This is a genomic window from Brevibacterium sp. CT2-23B (genome assembly GCF_013168765.1).
Lineage (GTDB): Bacteria > Actinomycetota > Actinomycetes > Actinomycetales > Brevibacteriaceae > Brevibacterium > Brevibacterium sediminis.
Map to the genome: position 1 here is coordinate 507,714 of NZ_JABBYK010000002.1, position 17,020 is coordinate 524,733.

The window sequence follows — 17,020 nt, forward strand, 5'->3', positions numbered from 1 at the left end:
GATGCCGGGCCGATAATCTTGATGTCATGAGTCTCCGAGCCTGCAGCACCTCCATCGCCGCCTTCACCGCGGTGGGCACCCTGGTGCTGACCGGCTGCTCCGTCACGACTCCCGAAGCTCTCGAAGAGGAACGGCTCGGCTGCCTCGTCTCGGCTCCGGCCGGCTTCGACGATCACTCGGCCGGTGCGCTCACCCTCGAGGAGGCGGAACTGGCCCGTGGGGCCGGGGTCTTCTCGGGTACCTCGAGCCAGCGTGTCTCGGGTGGGTCGGCCACCTCGGCTGCATTGGATCGGATGCACAGAAACGACTGTGCCCTGACCACGGTCATCGGCCCCGGGGGAGCGGACGAACTCGCGGACTTCGCCGCCGCCCACCCCGACGATCTGTTCCTCGGGGTCTCCAGCGGCACCGCTGACCTGCCGAAGAACGTGCTGAGCATGGACTTCGACCTCGTCCCGCCGGCGTTCATCGCCGGATACACCGCGGCCACCGCCTCGGAGACGGGGAAGGTCGGGGTCGTCGTCGAGCACGGTTTCCCGCAGTCCGAACGCATTCTGGCCGCCTTCGACGCCGGGGTCGACCTGTACAACAAGGAGAAGGACGAGGACCTGCCGAAGGCGGAGTCCTACCGTCCCTCCTCCGGCGGGGCCGCCTCGGCGAACGGTTCGCCTCGGACGATCGACGATACCCGCGACGCAGGGAAGAACTACTTCGAACGGTCCTTCGATGCCGATGTCGACGTGCTCGTTCCCTTCGGATCGGCGGCCGCGATGGGGGTGGTCACCTCGGCGGATGAGAAGCGGAGCGAACTGACCGCGGCCACACAGGACCCGGACGTCGACGACGAGGGACCGAGCCTGCCGAAGATCGTCTGGTACGGCACCGCCGGCGGATTCTCCAAGGCGATCGTGGCCACCCTGGAGCCGAACGTGCGCCGCGGACTGCGCACGATGTTCCCCGACTGGCCGCAGAGCAAGAACCCCGACGAGGTGGCCCCCGCCCCGAAGACCGGGCCCGAGGAGGTCGGCGGCTTCCGCGTCGCCGACCGCCACTACTGGGGCACTCTCGACAACGGGGGAGTGCGCATCGTCGCCGAGGACGGATTCCTCTCCCGTGTCTCCGACGCCGGGCGCGGAATCACGGACCTGCGCGAGCGGATCAAGAGCGGAGAGATCGACCCGGAGAAAGGATGAGGGGCGCGCGCCGCATCGGATAAGCTGAGACGGTGATGAATGTACCCGCCGGCGTCGCATCGGACGACCCCATCCTGCAGCTGCCCAAAGTCTCCCTCCACGATCACCTCGACGGCGGTCTGCGCCCGTCGACGATGCTCGAACTGGCCGACTCGATCGGTCACACCCTGCCCGCCTCCGATGCCGAATCGCTGCGCCGGTGGTTCTCGGAGTCCGCGAACTCCGGTGACCTGGTCCGCTACCTCGAGACGTTCTCGCACACCGTGGCGGTCATGCAGAGCGAGGACAACCTGCGCCGCGTGGCCAAGGAATGGGTCCTCGACCAGGTGGCCGACGGAGTCTTCTACGCCGAGGCCCGGTGGGCTCCCGAACAGCACCTCGAAGGCGGACTCGAACTCGACGCCGTCGTCGAAGCCGTCCAGGACGGTCTGGAAGCCGGCGTCTCCGAGGCGGCGGCCGAGGGCAAGTACATCCGCGTCGGACAGCTCATCACGGCCATGCGTCAGGCCGACAACTCGCTGGCGATCGCCGAACTGGCCATCCGCCATCGTGAGAAGGGTGCGGATTCCGGTGTCGTCGGCTTCGACATCGCCGGGCCCGAGAACGGCTTCCCGCCGTCTGCGCACCTCTCCGCCTTCAACGCCCTGCACCAGGCATATGTGCCGGTGACGATCCATGCCGGTGAGGCCGCCGGCAAGGAATCCATCCACGAGGCGGTCACGATCTGCCACGCCCAGCGTCTGGGCCACGGTGCGCGCATCGTCGAGGACATGGACATCGTCGACGGCCAGGGGCAGCTCGGCAGCCTCGCCGCCTGGGTCCTCGACCAGCAGATCCCGCTCGAACTGTGCCCGAGCTCCAACCTGCAGACCGACATCGGCGGCACCATCGCCAGCCACCCGATCACGGGGCTCAAGGATCTCGGATTCGCTGTCACCATCAACCCGGACAACCGGCTCATGTCCGGCACTTCGGTGTCGCGTGAGATGCGTCTGCTCGTCGATGAGGCCGGTTGGAACCAGACTGACCTCGAATGGGCGACGGTCAACGCCATCACCGCTGCCTTCCTGCCGCTGGATGTGCGCGAGCGCATGCTCGACGAGATCCTCATCCCCGGATTCGCCCGGGTGACCATTTGAGCTCACACAATGACCGGGCCGCAGCGTCCGGTGCCTCACCGGAGCCTGAGGGGCACGGCGTTCCGACCCCACGGGCGATGCTTCTGCCCGTGAGCGTCCTCGGCATCCAGGCGCTGGCCCTGGTCGGTGCGGCGGTGTCATTCGTCATCACCGCGATCACCGCCGGCCCCTTGGCGGCTTCGCTGATCGGTCTGGCCGTCATGTTCCTCATCTTCGCGGCCGGTGTCGGCGCCGCGGCCCGGGGCGCCTGGCGTCTGCATCGGTGGGCGCGTCCGGCGGCGATCGCCTTCGAGCTGCTCGTCATCGTCTTCGCCTTCAGCGTCATCGGCGGATCCCTGTGGCTGGGGCTGGCCTGCCTGGTCACTGCCATCGCCGTGCTCTTGGGCTTCTTCCTGCCCGCCGTCGTCGACGCCTACAACCGAGCGCTGACCGACTAGGCAGGTTTAAGCGGGTACTCGTCCGAATGTAGGTCGTTATCGGATACTTTCGAGCGAGAGAAGTATCCGATAGCGACCTGAGTTCTGCGCTGGGTATCTGTTGGCGACCCAGGTTTTTCGAGTTCAAGCAGCTGGGGCGACCCGACGCTGCTGGGAGAACGCGTTAACTGTGCGGAGATTGCCAAAATCCGGCGTCTGATGGGCAATCTGCGCACACTTATTTCATGTCAGCGGTGCTGGTTGGGCAGATTCCGACCGACAGCGCCGTCCGCAGTGCGCCAGTGGCTGCCGACAGGCGGCATCACAGCGTCGGCGGCGACCATTTCTGGACGCTCGCGGCCTGAGCGGCGATGAGTCGCGACGGAACCGCTGAGAAGACGGCATTGCGCAGCCGCGCCAGCAGCGGCGATTCGAGTTGGGACACCTGCCCCATCAGCCGAGACTTCTGTGCGATCGACTGCGTCCGCGGACGCCGTAGCGAGTCATAGCGGCTGAGTGCCGCACCGAGGTCTGGCGGCGCTGAGGCGCGCGGGTCCGAGTCGTGGGCCGGGTTCACACCGGCGCGTGTGCCCACATCGTCGGCAGAGTTCGCACCTGCGCCCGCTCTAGCACCTGCGCCCGCTCCCGCACCTGCAGCGGAGACTGGTATCTCGGCTTGCTCCACCATCCGCCCGGGTCGATTCGCCTCGGGCCCCGGAGACTTACTGATCAGCGGGGCAAGCAGGACGGTGAGCGTCGCTGCGTCTTCGAGGGCCTGACCGCCACCCTGACCGAGGTTCGGCGTCATCGCATGTGCGGCATCGCCGAGGAGGACGACTCGGCCGCTGTGATAATGACGCAACCGGCGGGAGAGGTCGGAGATCGCGGTGCGGCGGACCTCCTCGGCGGGGGTGGCGGCAATGAGCTCGGCGATGGGGGAGTGCCAGCCTGTGAACATCTGCTCGATCGTCGCCTTCTCATCGGCGAAGACCGCGTTCTGCGGCATATTCGCCACGGCGAACCAGTACACTCGGCCGTCGGCCAGCGGAGCGATGCCGAAGCGGCGTCCGTGCCCGACCGACTCCCCGGCCTCGCCGGACAGATCCACCGGCACCGAGGTGATGCCCCGCCACGCGGAATACCCGGAGTACCGCGGTGCCACCGGTTCACCGTCGACGACGGTGCGGACCCGGCTGTGCAGACCGTCGGCGCCGATGATGAGGTCGAAACGCTCTGCCTTCGACTCCATCGTGCTCGAATCGTCGGCGGACCTGGCCCTGATAGTCAGCGTCCCGTCGGTGCCGGTCGCCGTCGCCTCGGTGCCGGTGCGCACTGTCCCGGGAGCCAGAGCATCGAGGAGGATGCGGTGGAGGTCGGCCCGGTCGACGATGCGCAGCGCACCGACCGAATCATCGGGCACCTGAGCGATCCAGTGCCCGTCTGCGCGGCGCTGACCTGCGGCGAAGCCTTCGACGCTGGAGTCGGTCACGGCGTCGAACGCCTCGCGCAGACCGAGCGACTCCAGTGCGGCAAGCCCGTTGGCGAAGATCGACAGTCCCGAACCACCGGCCCTCACTTCGGGGGCACGTTCGAACACGGTGACCTCGGCGCCGGCCCTCTGCAGTCCCACGGCCGTCGAGAGTCCGCCGATTCCAGCTCCGATGACAGCGATCTTCATGAACTCATCGTCGCACGCGGAACGCCGGGTGGCGCCACCGCCGGTTGACCGTTGGTACGCGTTAAGTGTGCGCAGATTGCCCAAAACGGGCTTCAGAGTGGCAATCTGCGCACACTTAACACGCACCGAGGCAAGGCGAGGAGCGCCCAGAGATTACTGGAGGAACTCTCCGCAGGCTTCAGTGAGGTAGTCGCCGGCGACTCCGCCCTCTTCGCCGAGGCTGATAGCGGTCATCTGGATGCCCCACCACACGCGCGGCGAACCGCCCCACTGTTGGCGGAACTCCTCGCGACGACCGGGATCTTCGGCGAGGTCGTCGGCGGCCAGGCCGATGCGGTCCTGGGCATCATCGGCGGTGCAGCGCTTCTCGTCATCCGGGCCCTTCGGGTCGAGCTCGGGGATGTCTTCGTCATCGACGGTCTTGAGGGTGTAAGCCGAGTTGCCGATCTCTTCGACCTCGAAGGTGCCGTGGATGAGCAGGAACGGGGAGGCACCGTCGTCGACGTTCTTCGAGTCGACGGTGACGCTGACGCTGTCGGGGCTGTCGGCGGTCACGGTCGTCTCGCCGGAGTCGGGGACTTCCGGGTTGCCGGTGTGCACGTAGACCTTGAGGTAGGCCTCGGTCTTCTTCTCGGCCGCCTCGGCGAGGCCCTGCCACAGCGGGTCGGTGTCCTTCGCCCCACCTGGCGAGGAATCGACGATGGACACCTTCGGTGCATCGTCTGGCGTCTCGATCGGGGTGACCTCTTCTTTGCTCACCGAGGGGCGCGGCTGGGGTCGGGTCTCATCGGGAGTCGACACGCAGGCCGTCGTCGTGGCCAGCAGTGCTGCGGCGGACAGCAGGGCAAGGGGGCGAAGTCGCATGGTTCCTCGAGGTGTCTCAGCGTCCAAATGGTGTCGCTTCCACCCTAATGCGCGGGACGGCCAGAGCCCGGATGGACGCGCGGCGATGCGGCGAAAGCGGCGCAGGTGCGAGGCCTCTGCGCCGGGATGCGACGCACTGACCCTGACGTCACAGGCCGGCCGCCCAACCGCGGCGCGCGACCCTGCTGCCTCAGCCGCGGCGCGCTGCGGCGATGAGTTCGCGCAGGCTCTGCCGCTGGCCGCCCGCGGCATCGAAGTTCGCTTCGTCGAGCCACTGCTCATACGCCGATCGCAGCGCCGGCCATTCGCTGTCGATGATCGAGAACCACGCGGTGTCGCGGTTGCGGCCCTTGTACACGACGTGCTGTCGGAACACTCCTTCGAAGGTGAACCCGAAGCGTTCGGCGGCCGCTTTCGACGGGGCGTTCGCGTCATCGCACTTCCACTCGAAGCGTCGGAAACCGGAGGCGAAGGCGAGATCGGCGCAGAGGAAGAGTGCCTCGGTGGCCGCCCGCGTCTGCCTGAGCGCCGGACCCCAGAGGATGTGCCCGATCTCCATGACCCCGTTGGCGGCGTCGATGCGCATGAGTGCCTGCCGCCCCTCGGCCCGACCGGAGGATCGGTCCACGACGGCGAAGAAGAGGGGATCGGACGACGTGGCCGCCTCGGCGATCCAGGTATCGAAGTCGCTGCGTTCGGTCTGCGGAGACTGCGGCAGGTAGCGGAACCGCTCCTCGATCCCGTCGGCAACTGAGACCGCAGCGAACAGATCATCGTCGTGGACGGCAGGATCCAGGGGTTCGAGATCGACGTAATGACCGTGGATGGGCTCTCGCCGAGGCGGCTGTGCACTTGTGAAATTCGTGAGGTCGTCGTTCATGGCTGGGTCCTCGTCGTCGGGGTTCGGGTGGCTTTCGTGTGTCCGTGTCTGTGGTTGGGCAGGTGTGACTGTGCTCGGAGTGGGTTCAGTCTTCGCTGCCGTCGAAGCCGGTGGAAAGCTCGCGCAGAAGTCCGGCGAGCTTGCGACTGCCGGCGGGGGTGAGGCCGCTGAGGATCTCGCGCTCCTTCACGAGCAGGTCCGCCAGGGCAGAGTCGACGGTGGCGCGGCCGCTGTCGGTGAGGTGGACGAGCACTCCGCGGCGATCACCCGGATCGGGGCGACGCTCCACCCATCCGCGGGCCACGAGGCGGTCGATGCGATTGGTCATGGTGCCGCTCGTGACAAGCGTCTCCTGCAGCAGGGTCGAGGGGGAGAGCTGATAGGGCTCACCGGCTCGGCGGAGGGCGGAGAGCACGTCGAAGGCCCATCCCTCGATTCCGTAATCGGAGAAGCTCGCCTTCCGTGCCAGGTCCAACTGCCTGGCCAGCCGCGAGACTCGGGAGAGGATCTCCATCGGGGAGACGTCGAGATCCGGACGCTCACGTCGCCAGGCTGCGACTATTCGATCCACTTCGTCCATGAATCGATTTTACGTCCATATCAAGAATCTTGAGCGCAAAGATACTTTTTGACGAGAGATTCCTTACTCTCAGGGTCCGTTTAACCTGCAGGTTTGGATGGACGGGTGCGTTTGGGAATATGGTTGTCCTTGGTTGTTGCATCCGTCAACGAACCTGCAGGGGCCAACCACCCGGCAGCAGAAACGAAGGAAAACACGTGGATCTTTTCGAGTATCAAGCACGTGACCTGTTCGAGAAGCACGGAGTGCCCGTGCTCAAGGCCCAGGTCGCGACGACGCCAGAAGCAGCGAAGAAGGCAGCCGAAGATCTTGGCGGCGGTGTCGTCGTCGTCAAGTCGCAGGTCAAGATCGGCGGCCGTGGAAAAGCCGGCGGCGTCAAGGTCGCCAAGAACCCCGATGAAGCCGAGGCGCGCGCCAAGGACATCCTGGGACTCGACATCAAAGGCCACATCACCGAAAAGGTGATGATCGCCGAGGGTGCCGACATTGCTGAGGAGTACTACTTCTCCGTCCTCCTCGATCGGTCCAACCGCACCTATCTGGCTATGTGCTCGAAGGAAGGCGGCATGGAGATCGAGCAGCTGGCCGTGGAACGTCCGGAAGCGCTCGCCAAGATCCCCGTCTCCGCCATCGACGGCATCAACGATGCCAAGGCAGCAGAGATCGCCGAGGCGGCCGGCTTCGATGCCGACACCGCCGCTAAGGTCGCCCCCGTTCTGACCAGCCTGTGGACCGTCTTCGAGAAGGAAGACGCCACCTTGGTCGAGGTCAACCCGCTGGTCAAGACCGGTGCCGGTGACATCATTGCTCTCGACGGCAAGGTCTCGCTCGACGACAACGCCGACTTCCGCCAGAAGGAGCACGAGGAGCTGCGCGACATCAGCGCAGAGAACCCGCTGGAGCTCAAGGCCAAGAAGCTCGACCTCAACTACGTCAAGCTCGACGGTGAGGTCGGAATCATCGGCAACGGCGCAGGACTGGTCATGTCGACCCTCGACGTCGTCGCCTACGCAGGTGAGAACCACAACGGCGTCAAGCCCGCGAACTTCCTCGACATCGGAGGCGGCGCCTCGGCTGAGGTCATGGCCAACGGACTCGACGTCATCCTCGGCGATGATCAGGTGAAGTCCGTCTTCGTCAACGTCTTCGGCGGAATCACCGCCTGTGACGCCGTGGCCGACGGCATCGTCAAGGCCCTCGAGATTCTCGGCGACCAGGCCACAAAGCCGCTCGTCGTCCGCCTCGACGGCAACAACGTGGAAGAGGGACGCGCCATCCTGCAGAAGGCCGCGCACCCGCTCGTCACGCTCACTGACACGATGGACGGTGGAGCCGACAAGGCCGCCGAACTGGCTGCTGCCAAGTAAGGAAAGGTCTTTACAACAATGTCTATCTTCCTGAATTCCGATTCGAAGATCATCGTCCAGGGCATCACCGGCGGAGAGGGCTCGAAGCACACCGCCCGCATGCTCGCAGCCGGATCGAACGTCGTCGGCGGTGTCAACGCCCGCAAGGCCGGCACCACTGTGAAGCACAACGACCAGGCCGGCAACGAGGTCGAACTCCCCGTCTTCGGGTCCGTCGCCGAGGCGATGGAAGCCACCGGTGCCGACGTGTCCGTGGCCTTCGTGCCGCCGGCGTTCTCCAAGGACGCCGCGATCGAGGCCATCGACGCCAAGATCGGTCTGCTCGTCATCATCACCGAGGGCATCCCGGTGCAGGACTCGGCAGAGGTCTGGGCCCGTGCGCAGGCGGCCGGAAACGCCACCCGCATCATCGGACCCAACTGCCCCGGCATCATCACCCCCGGTGAGTCGCTGGCCGGCATCATCCCGGCCAACATCACGAAGAAGGGCAAGCTGGGCCTCGTCTCGAAGTCCGGCACCCTGACCTACCAGATGATGTACGAACTGCGTGACCTCGGCTTCTCGACCGCCATCGGCATCGGCGGAGACCCGGTCATCGGCACCACGCACATCGATGCGCTCGAAGCATTCGAGGCCGACCCGGAGACCGAAGCCATCGTCATGATCGGCGAGATCGGCGGAGACGCCGAAGAGCGCGCAGCAGCCTTCATCAAGGAGAACGTGACGAAGCCGGTCGTCGGCTACGTCGCAGGCTTCACCGCTCCCGAGGGCAAGACCATGGGCCACGCAGGCGCCATCGTCTCCGGCTCCTCGGGAACCGCTCAGGCCAAGAAGGAAGCCCTCGAAGCTGCAGGCGTCAAGGTCGGCAAGACCCCGACCGAGACCGCCGAGCTCATGCGCGGACTCCTCGGCTGAGTCGAGCACTCCCGCATCGGGTGAGCGCCTGACCGGCACTGATCCGAACCACACTGCGGCCCTCCTCCACAAACGGAGGCGGGCTGCAGTGCGTTTCGGTCGGTTGGGGCGGCGCAGAGCCCTGCAACTGGTTCAAAGTGTGATTGCCGCGCACGAATGATCTGCGTATGCATTTTGAAGCCGTTATTGCCCGCAGGAGGGGCGTCTGAAGCTCCGTTGACGTCGCGCGGACCGTCGTGTCAGGGCCCCGCGGAGGGTCTAGGCTGGGATCGTGAACTCTCAGACATCTGATCAGACAGCGCAGTCGACGAACCCCGCGGACATCCTCCCCGACACCGGCACCGCCGCCCCACCTGTCGACACCAGCCCCGAGGCGCACCCGCGCAACTTCGGCTCGGACAACTGGGCCGGAGTCCATCCCGAGGTCATCACCGCCATCGCCGAGGCCAACGTCGGCCATACGCCCGGCTACGGCGGAGATCCGTGGACACAGCGCTTCCACGACATCATGGCCCACCACTTCGGGCCCGAGGCTCAGGCGTTTCCTGTCTTCAACGGCACCGGCGCGAACGTGCTCGCCCTGCAGTCGGCGCTGCCGCGGTGGGCGGCGGTGATCACGGCCGCCTCGGCGCATATCAACTACGACGAGACCGGCGCCCCGGAGAAGGTCGGCGGACTCAAGATCATCGGTGCTGCCACCGAGAACGGCAAACTCACCCCCGAGACGGTCAAGGGTGCGATCATCGGCCGCGGCAGCGAACACAATGCGCAGTCGTTGGCCGTGTCGATCTCCCAATCGACCGAATGGGGCACGACCTACACCCCGGACGAGATCGCGGCGATCGCGTCCACCGCGCACGAGAACGACATGATCCTCCACATCGACGGATCCCGACTCGGCAATGCGGCCGCCCACCTCGGCGTCGGCCTCGGCGACATCACGACCGCGGCCGGAGTCGACATCGTCAGCCTCGGCGGAACGAAGAACGGCTTGCTCGGCGCCGAGGCGGTCGTCGTCCTCAACCCGGAGATCGGCCAGGGACTGCGGTTCCTGCGCAAGATGAACCTGCAGCTGGCCTCGAAGATGCGCTTCCTCTCCGCCCAGCTGAACGCCCTGTACGAAGGCGACCTGTGGCGGAACTCCGCCACCCGATCGAACGAGATGGCTCAGTATCTCAATGAGAGACTCGCCGAGGTGGCCGGCAGCGGCCGTGTCCCCGGACTGGAGATCGTGCAGAAGGTCGAGTCGAACGTCGTGTTCGTCCGCATGCCCGCCGAGGTGGCCGCTCGCGCCCGGCAGAAGTTCGCCTTCGCGGACTGGCCCTTGGAGAAGGACATCGTCCGCCTCATGTGCGCCTTCGACACGACGGCCGAAGACGTCGACGCCCTCGTCGCCGCCATCGCGGGGGACTGAAAGACCTCAGGCGCGGCGCTGGGAGTCCTTCGCCGCAGGCTACTTCTTCTTCCGGCGATCGACCTTGACGGAGACGACGGGGACGTCGGAGTCGAGGATGATGCGCTGAGCCGTCGAGCCCATGATGAGCTTACCCACGGGGGAGCGGCGGCGTGATCCGATGACGATCATGCGGGTGTCGGCGGTCGCCTCGGCCAGCGCCAGAAGCTCTTCGACGGGGTCATTGCCGCGGAGGAACTGAAGGATCTCGTGGGAGACCTCGGAAGACTTCAGCGTCTCCTTGAGTTCCTCGATGTCTTTGCTGGTGGCGACGCCGCGCTCGTCGGGAGTCTCACCGATTCCGGCATTGAGCACGACGAGGACATCGTCGAATGCGCGGGCCTGCTCGATGCCGAATTCGACAGCGGCCTTGCCTTCGGGCGAGGGGGAATAACCGACGAGGATTGTCATGATCTCTCCTGGTGCGACATTGGACGAAGCTCTCTCAATTAGTAGCATATCCGCGCTGTTCGGACGGGCGGCAGCTCACTCTGCGACGAGGGAAACGGGGAGCTTCGACTGAGATCTTCCTCACCTCACCAGGTACGGGATCGTCAGCATCGAGCGACTTCTGCTCTGTAACCGCGCGAAAATCGTGCGAAGACCCCGCGGAATCGGGCCTCCGACCCCAAATCTCAATTACTGACTGAATCGTCAGTTCGATTGACTCGGCAGTAAGGTGACCTGGGCGCTGCGTGCGCCGCGTACGAGTGAGAAAGAAGAAGCATTGACAGATCAGAATACGCATCTCGACCAGGCAGAAGCCGGTGAGACCCCAGCGCAGAAGAAGTCGGAATGGAAGACGGTCAAGGCCATCATGGCTGCCTCTTCGGGCAACCTCGTCGAATGGTTCGACTTCTACATCTACGCCTTCTTCAGCGTCTACTTCGCCGACCAGTTCTTCGTCGCTGACAACCAAGCACTGTCACTGATGCAGGCTGCCGGCGTCTTCTTCGTCGGCTTCCTCATGCGTCCCATCGGCGGCTACATCTTCGGTCGCGCCGCCGACCGCCTCGGGCGCAAGAACTCGATGCTCATCTCCATTCTGCTTATGTGCGCCGGTTCGCTGATGATGGCTCTGCTGCCCACGAGTGCGGTCGTCGGCTCCTGGGCCGCGATCCTGCTGCTCATCGTGCGCATGATCCAGGGGCTGGCCGTCGGCGGCGAGTACGGCGCCACCGCCACCTACATGTCCGAGGTCGCCACCGAAGGCAAACGCGGCTTCTACTCCTCCTTCCAGTACGTCACTCTCATCGGCGGCCAGCTGCTGGCCAGCCTGCTGGCCGTCATCATGACCCACACTCTGGGCACCGACCAGATCGAAGCCGGCTGGTGGCGACTGCCCTTCGCCATCGGCGCTGCCGCCGCGATCGTCTCCCTGTGGCTGCGCCGCGGACTCGAGGAGACGACCTCGGCGGACACCCGCAAGGACGAGAACTCCGGCAGCTTCCGCGAAGTGCTGCGCCACCCGCGCGCCTTCTTCGTCGTCCTCGGCATCACCAGCGTCGGATCGCTCGTCTTCTATGTCTTCACCACTTACATGCAGAAGTTCCTGCTGCTGCAGAACGAAGGCACCCCGGGCGAAGCCGTGTTCAACAAAGGCTCCATCGCTGACCTCATGACAATCTGCCTGCTCATCTTCGTCGTCATGCAGCCCATCGCGGGCAAGATCTCGGACAAGATCGGCCGTAAAAACAACATGCTCATCTTCGTCATCGGCATGATCGCGCTGCCCATCCCGCTGCTCGGCATGATCGGCAAGGCCGATTCCGTCCTCACTGCAGGCATCCTCATCGTCATCGCCATGGCGTTCATCAGCATGTACACCTCGATCTCCGGAATCGTGAAGGCCGAGATGTTCCCGGCCCACATCCGCGGAATCGGCGTCGGCTTCACCTATGCGGTCGGCAACTCGCTGTTCGGCGGCTCCGCCGAATACGTCGCGCTGTGGTTCCGCAACGCAGGAATCGGCACCTGGTTCGCCGTCTACGTCGTCGTCATCGCGATCGTCGGCTTCGTCGCCGTGGCTTTCATGCACGACAACCGCAAACACTCAACGATCGACAACGCCGATTCCTCGGCGTACAAACGCATCGGCAGCTGAGTGACCGACGGCTGATCCCATCACTGAGGCGGCTTACCCGGTCCGCTGATCCCTTCGCCGAGGTGGCCCACCCTGACCGTGAACGACGAGTGCCCCTGAACGCTGAGTTCTGGGGCATTCGTCATTCATCGATCTCGCCGCCTCGGCCGAGCCGCCTTGCCGGGTCGACCACTAGGTGATGTGGGAATAATTGGAAAGATGTTGGAATGTGATTGACGGTGCGTGAATAGAGTCCTAAGATCGTTCAAACCAACAGATAACCACGTGGTTATTCGTCCGTATGACGATGAGCCGCGCGAAGGGAAAGGCCGGACGTGTTCGCTGAAGAACGGCAACGACGCATCGCTGAGCTCGTCAGCGAAGCGGGCCGGGTCAATGTCACCGATCTGGCCGCCGATTTCGACATCACGACGGAAACCGTTCGACGCGACCTCGCCGCCCTCGAAAAGGCCGGAGCCCTCCAGCGCGTCCACGGGGGAGCGGTGCCTTGCCGTCCCCACAGCCTCGAAGAGCCGGCCTTCGACGACCGCGAGATCCACAACCTCGATGAGAAGACAGCGATCGCCCGGTCAGCGCTGAGCCTGCTGGAGGAGACGATGAGCATCTCCGTGGACGGCGGCACGACCTGTGCGGCCTTCGCCCGCGCGATCGCCGACGAAGCCCATGGCCGCCTCGTCGCCGGACAGGCACCGCGACAACTGCGCGTCATCACGAACTCCCTGTCCGCCATCGACAGCCTGGCCGGAGCGCCCGGCGTCGACATCTTCGTCCTCCCCGGCCGGTTCCGCCCGGTCACCCGGGCCATGGTCGGACCGCAGACGATCACGGCCATCGAGGGCCATCGAGTGGATCTCGCGGTGCTCGGCACCAATGGACTCACCGGCGACGGCGTCTCCACGCCCGACCATGACGAGGCGGCGACGAAGTCAGCGTTCGTGCACTCCGGACGTAGGGTCGCCGTGCTCGCCGACTCAGCGAAGTTCGATGCCATCTCTCTGGTGCGGTTCGCGGAACTCGACCAGATCGATGTCCTTATCACCGATGACGCGCCGGAAGAGTCGTTGTCGGCCGATCTGGAGACTGCGGAAGTCGAGGTCGTCACTCCATGATCCTCACCCTCACCGCCAACCCCAGCCTCGACCGGACCATCGAAGTGCCCGGCCCCGTTCTCCGCGGCCAGGTGCAGCGCGCCGTCTGGGCCGGACAGCAGCCCGGCGGCAAGGGAGTCAATGTCTCCCGTGCCGTGGCGGCCGCCGACCGTGACACCCTGGCGGTCCTGCCCGGAGACATCGACGACCCGGTGCTCACCGGACTCGACGCGATCGGACTGGCTCATCGCTCCGTTCCCACCGGCACGCCGCTGCGGTCCAATATCACCGTCACCGAACCCGACGGCACGACGACGAAGATCAACGAACCAGGCTCGCCTCTGAGCCCGCAGGCTCAGGACGAACTGCTCGATCTCGTGGCCGAGCAGGCAGTCGGTGCGAGCTGGGTCGTCCTGGCCGGTTCGCTGCCTCCAGGAGTCGACGATGACTTCTACGCCCGCGCGATCAAACGTATTCGCCAGCTTGATCGTCCGCCGCTGATCGCCGTCGACACCTCCGGTGCTCCTCTGGCTGCAGCCCTGATGGCCTCACCAGATCTCATCAAACCCAACGCCGAAGAACTCGCCGAGCTCCTCAACGCTGCCGGCCTCCTGCACGCCTCCGGTCTCCGGGACGATTCTGACCCACGTGACGCCGTCGAATCCCTCGGCACCGCCGAACTGCACACGATCGCCGACCGCCTCGAGTCCTCACCGCAGCTCACGGCTCGCGCCACATCGACCCTGCTCAACGCGCGCGGCCCCCGCCCACGGTCGATCCTTGCGACCTTGGGCGCCGGCGGCGCAGTGCTCGCCCAGCCGGACGCTGCCTGGCATGCCCAGCATCCGCCTACGGACGTCGTGAGCACCGTGGGCGCGGGCGACTCCACCCTTGCCGGGTACCTGCTGGGTCTGACCGGCGGCCGTGAACCCGATGCGGCCCTGGCGCGAGCCGTCGCCTACGGAGCTGCAGCCGCCCGTCTGCGCGGCACCGGAGTGCCGAGCCCGGCGGACACCCGGACCGACGCGGTGACCGTGACGTCACTGGAGACATCCGCAGCACCGCTGACAGGTAGTCCCACAGCACATACAGACACGCATACCGACGACACTTCCCACCGACATGAGGGCACAGCCCCCGAAGCCGAGGAGGCACGATGACATCGCTCATCACAACAGACCTGGTGGTCCTCGGCGCGGATCAGGGGACGGAGTCGTCCGCTGTCATCCGCGCTCTGGCCGCCACGATCGCCGAACAGGGCCGCGCGAACTCCGCAGACGGATTGGCGGACGCGGCGATCGCCCGCGAAGAGAAGACCCCGACCGGCGTTCCCGGCGGCATCGCCATCCCGCACGCCCGCACCGAGGCGGTCACCGAACCCAGCCTCGCAATGGCGCGACTGAACCCGCCGGTCGACTTCGGTGCCAAGGACGGCCCCGCCGACCTCGTGTTCATGATCGCCGCCCCCGAGGGCGCCGGGAAGGACCACCTCAAGCTCCTGTCGAAACTCGCGCGGTCACTGGTGAAGAAGGACTTCGTCGCCTCCCTGCGCGCGGCGACGACCGAGCAGGAAGTCGTCGACCTCGTCGAAACCGCCCTCGGCCTACGCGAGACGCCCGAAGAGTCGACCAGCACCGAGTCGACCCCCACCGAATCCGCCTCATCCTCGACCGACCACCCCCGCCGCGTCGTCGCCGTCACAGCCTGCCCGACGGGAATCGCCCACACCTATATGGCTGCCGACGCCCTCGTCCAGGCCGGGTCCGACATGGGCATCGACGTTGTCACCGAGACCCAGGGCTCGAGCGGCACGACTCCGATCGACCAGTCCGTCATCGATGCCGCCGATGCCGTCGTCTTCGCTGTCGACGTCGACGTCCGCGACAAGGCGCGGTTCGCCGGCAAACCCTATGTGCAGGTGCCGGTCAAGGCCGGAATCGATGATCCGCAGGGCCTCATCGCGAAGGCCCTCGCCGAGGCGGACGCTCCCAACGGCCGCAGGCTGGCCGCCGCTCACGCCGCCGCCGACGACGAATCGTCCACGGCAGGAAACTCTCGCGAAAGCATCGGCGCCCACCTCAAGCGCGTACTGCTGACCGGTGTCAGCTACATGATCCCCTTCGTCGCCGCCGGCGGACTGCTCATGGCACTGGGGTTCCTCCTCGGCGGATTCGACATCCCCGACTACGCCGAGGACATCGTTCTGGGCAACTCCCTGTGGAACCTGCCCACCGAATACGGTGACCTGGCATTCGGACCCGTCGGCGCCTACCTGGGCGCCGTGGCCTTCCAGATCGGCAACCTGTCGATGAGCTTCCTCGTCGCCGCCCTGGCCGGATACATCGCCTACGGCATCGCCGACCGCCCCGGAATCGCTCCCGGCTTCACCGTCGGCGCCGTCGCCGTGCTCATGGGCGCCGGGTTCATCGGCGGCATCATCGGCGGACTCCTCGCCGGCTATATCGCCCACTGGATCGGCTCCTTAGCCGCACCGAGGTGGCTGCGCGGACTCATGCCTGTCGTCATCATCCCGCTGGTGGCCTCCCTTGTCTCCTCCGGCCTGATGTTCATGGTCCTCGGCGGGCCGATCAGCGCCCTGACCAAGGGTCTCGACAGTTGGCTGAGCTCGATGACCGGAACCGCCGCCATCGTCCTCGGGCTCATCCTCGGCGCGATGATGGCCGTCGATCTGGGCGGCCCCGTCAACAAGGTTGCCTACTCGTTCGCCGTCGCCGGCCTCGCCGCAGGCTCCGTCGGCAACCCCGTGCCGTGGGAGATCATGGCCACGGTGATGGCCGCCGGAATGGTTCCGCCCCTGGCCATGGCGCTGGCCACCGCCGTCCGCCCACGCATCTTCTCCCAGGCGGAGAAGGAGAACGGAAAGGCCGCCTGGCTGCTCGGCGCCGCGTTCATCTCCGAAGGCGCTATTCCCTTCGCCGCCTCCGATCCGCTGCGCGTGATCCCTGCCTCGGTCGTCGGTGCCGGCGTCACGGGCGGCATGACGATGGCCTTCTCCGTCACCAGCCAGGCCCCGCACGGCGGCGTGTTCGTCTTCTTCGCCATCGACTCGTTCCTGCTGTTCCTGCTCTCCGTCGTCGTCGGCACGATCATCAGCGCCGTGCTGGTGCTCGCGCTCAAGATCCTCGTCCGCAAGGGCGGAGCGGCGGGCCTCGCCGAGGCGGCCGACCGGTCCGCACCGGCGACGACCGCAGCCACGTCGACCGGTTCGACCACCGGATCCGGTTCGGCCGGTGAGGCTCAGCCGGCCGAACCGGTATCGTCGAACGCTGACGCCACACGAGTCTGACCGCTCTCACCGACGAGGCAAGACAGGAAGGAATGG

Annotated in this window: 15 protein-coding genes; 10 read left to right on the forward strand and 5 right to left on the reverse strand. The window is 66.0% G+C overall.

Annotation, left to right across the window (positions count from 1 at the left end):
- The first annotated feature begins 26 nt into the window (after nt 1-26).
- Genes HIM68_RS07505 through HIM68_RS07515 form a run of 3 tightly spaced genes read left to right on the forward strand, consistent with a single transcriptional unit; the run spans nt 27 to nt 2,769 of the window.
- Entirely contained in the window at nt 27-1,193 is a 1,167-nt protein-coding gene (locus tag HIM68_RS07505; RefSeq protein WP_172171083.1) for a BMP family ABC transporter substrate-binding protein, read from the forward strand.
- 35 nt (nt 1,194-1,228) lie between these two features.
- The gene (locus tag HIM68_RS07510; RefSeq protein ID WP_139470381.1) at nt 1,229-2,332 is read left to right on the forward strand and encodes an adenosine deaminase; all 1,104 of its coding nucleotides are present in this window, start codon (nt 1,229-1,231) and stop codon (nt 2,330-2,332) included.
- A complete protein-coding gene (locus tag HIM68_RS07515; protein ID WP_253903797.1) occupies nt 2,329-2,769 on the forward strand; it encodes a hypothetical protein in 441 nt (146 codons plus the stop codon). Before HIM68_RS07510 ends, HIM68_RS07515 begins: the two co-directional genes overlap by 4 nt.
- Nucleotides 2,770-3,070: 301 nt before the next feature.
- On the opposite strand, the gene HIM68_RS07520 is transcribed toward HIM68_RS07515, so the two are convergent.
- The 4 genes from HIM68_RS07520 to HIM68_RS07535 form a co-directional block, all read right to left on the reverse strand.
- Nucleotides 3,071-4,426, reverse strand: a complete 1,356-nt coding sequence (locus HIM68_RS07520; RefSeq protein ID WP_172171085.1) for an FAD-dependent oxidoreductase — start codon at nt 4,424-4,426, stop codon at nt 3,071-3,073.
- 153 nt (nt 4,427-4,579) lie between these two features.
- A complete protein-coding gene (locus HIM68_RS07525) occupies nt 4,580-5,290 on the reverse strand; it encodes a hypothetical protein (protein ID WP_172171087.1) in 711 nt (236 codons plus the stop codon).
- Nucleotides 5,291-5,480: 190 nt separating this feature from the next.
- On the reverse strand, nt 5,481-6,170 hold the full coding sequence (locus tag HIM68_RS07530) for a GNAT family N-acetyltransferase (RefSeq protein WP_172171089.1): 690 nt from the start codon (nt 6,168-6,170) through the stop codon (nt 5,481-5,483).
- Nucleotides 6,171-6,255: 85 nt separating this feature from the next.
- Nucleotides 6,256-6,750, reverse strand: a complete 495-nt coding sequence (locus tag HIM68_RS07535; protein WP_139908546.1) for a MarR family winged helix-turn-helix transcriptional regulator — start codon at nt 6,748-6,750, stop codon at nt 6,256-6,258.
- A 197-nt stretch (nt 6,751-6,947) separates the two neighbouring features.
- On the opposite strand from HIM68_RS07535, the gene sucC reads away from it, so the two are divergent.
- The 3 genes from sucC to HIM68_RS07550 all read left to right on the forward strand — a co-directional run bounded on the left by sucC (nt 6,948) and on the right by HIM68_RS07550 (nt 10,446).
- Nucleotides 6,948-8,117, forward strand: a complete 1,170-nt coding sequence (sucC, locus tag HIM68_RS07540) for an ADP-forming succinate--CoA ligase subunit beta (protein WP_139908545.1) — start codon at nt 6,948-6,950, stop codon at nt 8,115-8,117.
- Nucleotides 8,118-8,135: 18 nt separating this feature from the next.
- Nucleotides 8,136-9,032 carry a succinate--CoA ligase subunit alpha gene (gene sucD, locus HIM68_RS07545; protein WP_139468939.1) on the forward strand — a complete coding sequence of 299 codons (897 nt, stop codon included), beginning with the start codon at nt 8,136-8,138 and terminating at the stop codon, nt 9,030-9,032.
- A 322-nt stretch (nt 9,033-9,354) separates the two neighbouring features.
- On the forward strand, nt 9,355-10,446 hold the full coding sequence (locus HIM68_RS07550; RefSeq protein WP_172171415.1) for a beta-eliminating lyase-related protein: 1,092 nt from the start codon (nt 9,355-9,357) through the stop codon (nt 10,444-10,446).
- Between the two features lie 39 nt (nt 10,447-10,485).
- Here the strand turns inward: HIM68_RS07550 and HIM68_RS07555 are convergent, their stop codons facing one another.
- Nucleotides 10,486-10,896 (reverse strand): universal stress protein, encoded by a 411-nt coding sequence (locus tag HIM68_RS07555; RefSeq protein WP_139468937.1) that lies wholly within the window; start codon nt 10,894-10,896, stop codon nt 10,486-10,488.
- A 316-nt stretch (nt 10,897-11,212) separates the two neighbouring features.
- Here HIM68_RS07555 and HIM68_RS07560 point away from each other — a divergent pair, with 316 nt between their 5' ends.
- The 4 genes from HIM68_RS07560 to HIM68_RS07575 all read left to right on the forward strand — a co-directional run bounded on the left by HIM68_RS07560 (nt 11,213) and on the right by HIM68_RS07575 (nt 16,984).
- The gene (locus HIM68_RS07560) at nt 11,213-12,589 is read left to right on the forward strand and encodes an MFS transporter (RefSeq protein ID WP_229664088.1); all 1,377 of its coding nucleotides are present in this window, start codon (nt 11,213-11,215) and stop codon (nt 12,587-12,589) included.
- Nucleotides 12,590-12,903: 314 nt separating this feature from the next.
- Nucleotides 12,904-13,698, forward strand: coding sequence for a DeoR/GlpR family DNA-binding transcription regulator (locus tag HIM68_RS07565; protein ID WP_172171091.1), 795 nt, complete (start codon nt 12,904-12,906; stop codon nt 13,696-13,698).
- The gene (locus HIM68_RS07570) at nt 13,695-14,837 is read left to right on the forward strand and encodes a 1-phosphofructokinase family hexose kinase (protein WP_172171093.1); all 1,143 of its coding nucleotides are present in this window, start codon (nt 13,695-13,697) and stop codon (nt 14,835-14,837) included. The genes HIM68_RS07565 and HIM68_RS07570 overlap by 4 nt, the downstream gene beginning before the upstream one ends.
- Entirely contained in the window at nt 14,834-16,984 is a 2,151-nt protein-coding gene (locus HIM68_RS07575; RefSeq protein WP_172171095.1) for a fructose-specific PTS transporter subunit EIIC, read from the forward strand. Before HIM68_RS07570 ends, HIM68_RS07575 begins: the two co-directional genes overlap by 4 nt.
- Nucleotides 16,985-17,020 lie beyond the last annotated feature (36 nt).

Bases quoted from the DNA above. Each gene is read 5' to 3' on its own strand.
- HIM68_RS07505 (WP_172171083.1), top strand. From the start codon at position 27: ATGAGTCTCCGAGCCTGCAGCACCTCCATCGCCGCCTTCACCGCGGTG.
- HIM68_RS07510 (WP_139470381.1), top strand. From the start codon at position 1,229: ATGAATGTACCCGCCGGCGTCGCATCGGACGACCCCATCCTGCAGCTG.
- HIM68_RS07520 (WP_172171085.1), bottom strand. From the start codon at position 4,426: ATGAAGATCGCTGTCATCGGAGCTGGAATCGGCGGACTCTCGACGGCC.
- HIM68_RS07525 (WP_172171087.1), bottom strand. From the start codon at position 5,290: ATGCGACTTCGCCCCCTTGCCCTGCTGTCCGCCGCAGCACTGCTGGCC.
- HIM68_RS07530 (WP_172171089.1), bottom strand. From the start codon at position 6,170: ATGAACGACGACCTCACGAATTTCACAAGTGCACAGCCGCCTCGGCGA.
- HIM68_RS07535 (WP_139908546.1), bottom strand. From the start codon at position 6,750: ATGGACGAAGTGGATCGAATAGTCGCAGCCTGGCGACGTGAGCGTCCG.
- sucD (WP_139468939.1), top strand. From the start codon at position 8,136: ATGTCTATCTTCCTGAATTCCGATTCGAAGATCATCGTCCAGGGCATC.
- HIM68_RS07555 (WP_139468937.1), bottom strand. From the start codon at position 10,896: ATGACAATCCTCGTCGGTTATTCCCCCTCGCCCGAAGGCAAGGCCGCT.
- HIM68_RS07570 (WP_172171093.1), top strand. From the start codon at position 13,695: ATGATCCTCACCCTCACCGCCAACCCCAGCCTCGACCGGACCATCGAA.
- HIM68_RS07575 (WP_172171095.1), top strand. From the start codon at position 14,834: ATGACATCGCTCATCACAACAGACCTGGTGGTCCTCGGCGCGGATCAG.